Here is a 4255-nt window from a genome sequence, read left to right as displayed (position 1 = left end):
ACTTCATTCATAGCTTTTACAGTCACATGTACTTCTGCTTGTATTTCCTTAATTAAACTTCCAAATTTTAAATTTGGAATCATTTATTTTCTAAAAAACACTTCCACATCTTTATCAACTCATTTTAGAATATTTAAACAATAATTTTATATACATTCCCTGTATAAATTATTCTTTTTCTTTTATATAAGACCTACTTTTTTACTGCTGATAAATTCTTAAACATTGGATTATTATACACAACCCCAAAAACATGACGTATTTTGTAGAATTTTGTCTATCAATATGTATGTACACCCTTTTGTAGTGGATATAGACTGTGAGGTGTAAGGAGATACCTTACAAAATAATAAAAAGGAGATTATAGAATGAGTAGATTAACAAAATTCTCAAAGTTAGTATTTGCAACTTTAATCGCGGGAAGTAGTTTAAGCACAATTGTTTCGTCACACAGTGTACAAGCTGACACCTTAGATCCTAATTACCAAGACACTGTAAAATTTATATCACCTTCTAGTGCTAGGCCAACATTGGAACAAAAAAAAACTATTGTTCCAGATGCAAAAGTTGTTAAAAACCATTATGTAAAGTACTCTAAAGCACATTTCCAAACTAAAGAAAGTATACCAAAAGAGATTTATTATTCTTCAGAAGGCTTTAAGGGCTATATACAGGCAAGTACCGTTTGGGATATGGGAGATCATTTCGCAACACTATATTCCGGAACCGTTATTCGATGTTAGACTTTTAATCCCTTCTCTCTTAATGCTTATAATGATCAGTAACTTACTGCCAATACTGTAAGATCTATTGTTCATAAAATAAACCACAAAATCTTTCGATTTCATGGTTTATCAAATATAAAGATAATGCTAAACGAATACTCTAACATTACCTTCCCCAAAGTTAATTATAGAGTATTTTCAAAAAAAAGACACTCTTGTAGTGTCTTTTTTATAGTATTATTTAAAAAATTACACCTACTAACATCGTTATGGTTGCGGCTATTCATTTATTTCAATATGATACTTATTCATCTCGTATATGCAATAGACAATGATAGCTAAACTCCAACTGACACCATAATAATCATGTGTGTAGAAATCATATCCCGCCTTAACACCTTTCTCTATCACAACCAATGTAAACCCTAAAGCCACCCATTTGTTAATTTTCATCTTTATAAACGTTAAAGAGATAATTATTAAAAATAAAATATTTGTAAGATGATCTATCATTAGCTCATATTTTTGAATGTATACTGCCATTATACAAGCAACGCTATTAGTCGCAATACCAAAGGCAACCACCGCTCTCCAAATCCTGTCCGAAAGTCCCACTCCTGAGTCAGTCCCCTCCTAAACAAATATCCTTTTCTTTAATTCGTTCCTACACCCTATTCAAGGTATGCTAAATTATCCTTGTCTGATGAATATCTATTTATCTTTTCATATAGAGCAAACAAAATTTTCACTCATAATTTTTTCTTTATTCGGAAAACTATGTATAAGCCATTTAGACTAGCGGCTTCACTCTTCTGGTAATGGGATAGTAATTTATTGCATTGACTAACTCATTCAACCCACTGGCACCGGCAGGCAACAAAATAGTTGTCTCCCATTTTCATGTATCCTTCTTCTAATTTCATTACAAACCAAGTGTGTACTGTAATGATTTCAAAAAGGACGGAATTTCATTTTTGAAAATGTAAAAAAGATAAGGTCCTGTCTACTTTTGGTATAGGACATTTTCTTTTCACATATACTATTTTTGAACCTGTTTACCAATACGTGTCCTTATGGTGTCTTGAATTCCTCCTAAAAAGGGCTGCAGATACGACTGCATGCCCTTTTTATTTCCGTAGCTAATATGTATTCAATAAAATAATTAAAAACTAAAAATGTAATATAACATATTTTATCAGTTCAGATTATGTTAAGATTTACTTCATAGTCGAATTATGATTTCGTATCTAATTCAACAATATATGAACTGTTTACCTAAAGAAAAGACACCAAGAAGGTTTCTTTTCTTCTTTTAATCTAAAAAACATTTTCCTTTTCAGTAAGATCCAATTATCCCTCTAATATAAACCTCATATTTAAAGGAAATTTAATCATGGTACTCAAGAGTTTTCATCTACTTCAATATACCAATAGCTTAATTTCAAATCACATTTCCAGCACTATATTTGCTTTCTTACAGATTTTCTGTCTTGTTCTTAATTTTGTCAAAATCCTCATACAGTTATACAAAAAATATATGCTATTATGATTTTGAGAAACTATGCGTTCCCTTAACCCTGTATTTGACCCTGTATTCATTTATTTTGTTTACTTTTATTGGCTTTTAAGAGTTAATACACAACCAATTTCAAATAAATCGTTTAAATGTTAGTTAGAATTTGAAATAATATAGCTATTAGCTTTTTTAACAAATGAAATCTAATATCAGTTTTCTAAATGTATACTATACTAAATGCCAGTTAACGCTATACACATAGTGTTAACTATCTTAATTGAATATTGGTAATAGAAAGTCTAAACATTATCAATTTACTATATATTACATATATGTAAAAATAGATGTATGTTAAGCTTATTCAAAATCTTTCCCCTAATAAAGATTTGAAGTAGCATTTCATGATTCTCCTTACTGTTAATATGCCTTGAAAAAGAACCCTATAGGGTTCTTTTTCTTTTCATTATAACCCTCATCCAGTCCTTATTTAACGTGTATTAAATACTTAACACTTTATTGTATTAGGCATTTATACAAACTAAACATACCATTATCAATCCCCTGTTTTTTACTATTAATTCTTATCATATAAGATCATCCTTCCTTTTTAGTAATAATTTATTAAACCATATTTCTCTAAAAGGATTTTATTACCCTGCCATTCAGTTCAATAAGCATTATTTCAGTGTACTCAAAAATATAAATATAAAGTCGTTTAAATCTAAGAGTTATTTAAGAATCACCCCTTAACCGGTACATTTTATACCTCATCCTTGCCCCGTAACTCTTGCGGCCAAACTTCTTTTTAAACTTACAATAAATTACAGAGATTGCTTACAATTGTATAGAATTCATCTATCCCCCATCCTAACTCTCTATCTTTAAAAAAACTTTTTAACAGAATCTTTCACACAATATGCCATATTAGACAAGCAATTTTAGCACTATTTCAATATATTGTAGGATATAGATGCCCCACAAGTAATTGAAAATCAGGGTAAAGAAGTAGCTTAGATTCAACTTTTCTCATCCAAATATTAACTCAAATCCATCCTATTCCTTCTGTAGTTACTATTAATACGTTTAGAATTAATTCCTTTTTTTATACTTAGTATAAAAAAAAGGAATTAACAAACTATATATCTTGAATGAACAATTCAATAATTATAAGGAGAGATGAATGAATGTCAAACATTTATCAAGAAATATGGGATGCAGATATGCGTGGAAATGGCATCAAAGCCACTTTCAATAAAGAAGATGTAGATATTCAAAAAGGATACGTTCTAGTTGAACCTACTAAGGTTAGGGGGAAAGAAGAAAAACAAAATCATATGTTATTAAAAGAGGTAGTTATCCCTGAAAATAAGAAAAATTCATATGATTTGGTCGAAAAATTATTTAATAATTTCTACTTAGATCCACATTTAAGAGAAGACAATACGGTTGAAGAACAACAAGAAGTAGATGCATTATTAAAACATGCTATACAATCTGAACCTATGAAGATTTGTAGGACTTTTGTTGAGTCTAGGAAGGGTACAAATTTATCTGACGAGCAGTGGTATACTTATTTGCATAACATTTGGTTTCTACAGTTCGATAGTGGTTCTGGTATTAGCCTAAGTGGATTTGAACATGTGTTTATTGGAGAAGAAAAGAAAGAAGGTAGTAGCCTAAATGGATATCACTTCTGGTATAAATATTATCTTGAAGATCAAACTGGGTCAAATGATAAAATAGTCTATTTAGGACCAAAAGATAAGAATACCGTTCCTGATGTTATTACTTTTGGTTATACATTAGAAGCTTCAGATGATCATATTAATAACGTTTTACTCTTTAAGAAAAAGGGTGGTTTTTTTATAGGCCTTAGCCCAGAAGGATTATTAGCTTTAGGAGTTGCACGTTTTGCCGATACTCTTAGTGAACATAATACTATTGAGATAAATAATCAAGAATACGATTTGGCACTATATTCTTTTGGTAAAAGATCTATGCGAACTTTTTTCCC

Annotated in this window: 3 protein-coding genes; 2 read left to right on the top strand and 1 reads right to left on the bottom strand. The window is 29.9% G+C overall.

What is annotated here, in order from left to right:
- Window positions 1-368: 368 nt before the first annotated feature.
- The gene (locus DN403_RS06390; protein ID WP_000088963.1) at window positions 369-743 is read left to right on the top strand and encodes a hypothetical protein; all 375 of its coding nucleotides are present in this window, start codon (window positions 369-371) and stop codon (window positions 741-743) included.
- Between the two features lie 261 nt (window positions 744-1004).
- On the opposite strand, the gene DN403_RS06380 is transcribed toward DN403_RS06390, so the two are convergent.
- Window positions 1005-1340: a hypothetical protein gene (locus DN403_RS06380; RefSeq protein WP_061667183.1), complete on the bottom strand. Its 336-nt coding sequence runs from the start codon at window positions 1338-1340 to the stop codon at window positions 1005-1007.
- Between the two features lie 2085 nt (window positions 1341-3425).
- Between DN403_RS06380 and DN403_RS06375 the strand changes: the two genes are divergently transcribed.
- A partial coding sequence (locus tag DN403_RS06375) for a hypothetical protein (RefSeq protein ID WP_149185356.1) occupies window positions 3426-4255 on the top strand: 830 nt, incomplete at its 3' end.

Origin of the sequence: Bacillus sp. AY2-1 (assembly GCF_008368965.1) — a bacterium.
Classification (GTDB): Bacteria; Bacillota; Bacilli; order Bacillales; family Bacillaceae_G; genus Bacillus_A; species Bacillus_A thuringiensis_S.
This window is presented reverse-complemented; position numbering and strand designations above follow the sequence as displayed.

Coding starts and splice junctions, on each gene's coding strand:
- DN403_RS06390 (WP_000088963.1), top strand. CDS start 369: ATGAGTAGATTAACAAAATTCTCAAAGTTAGTATTTGCAACTTTAATC.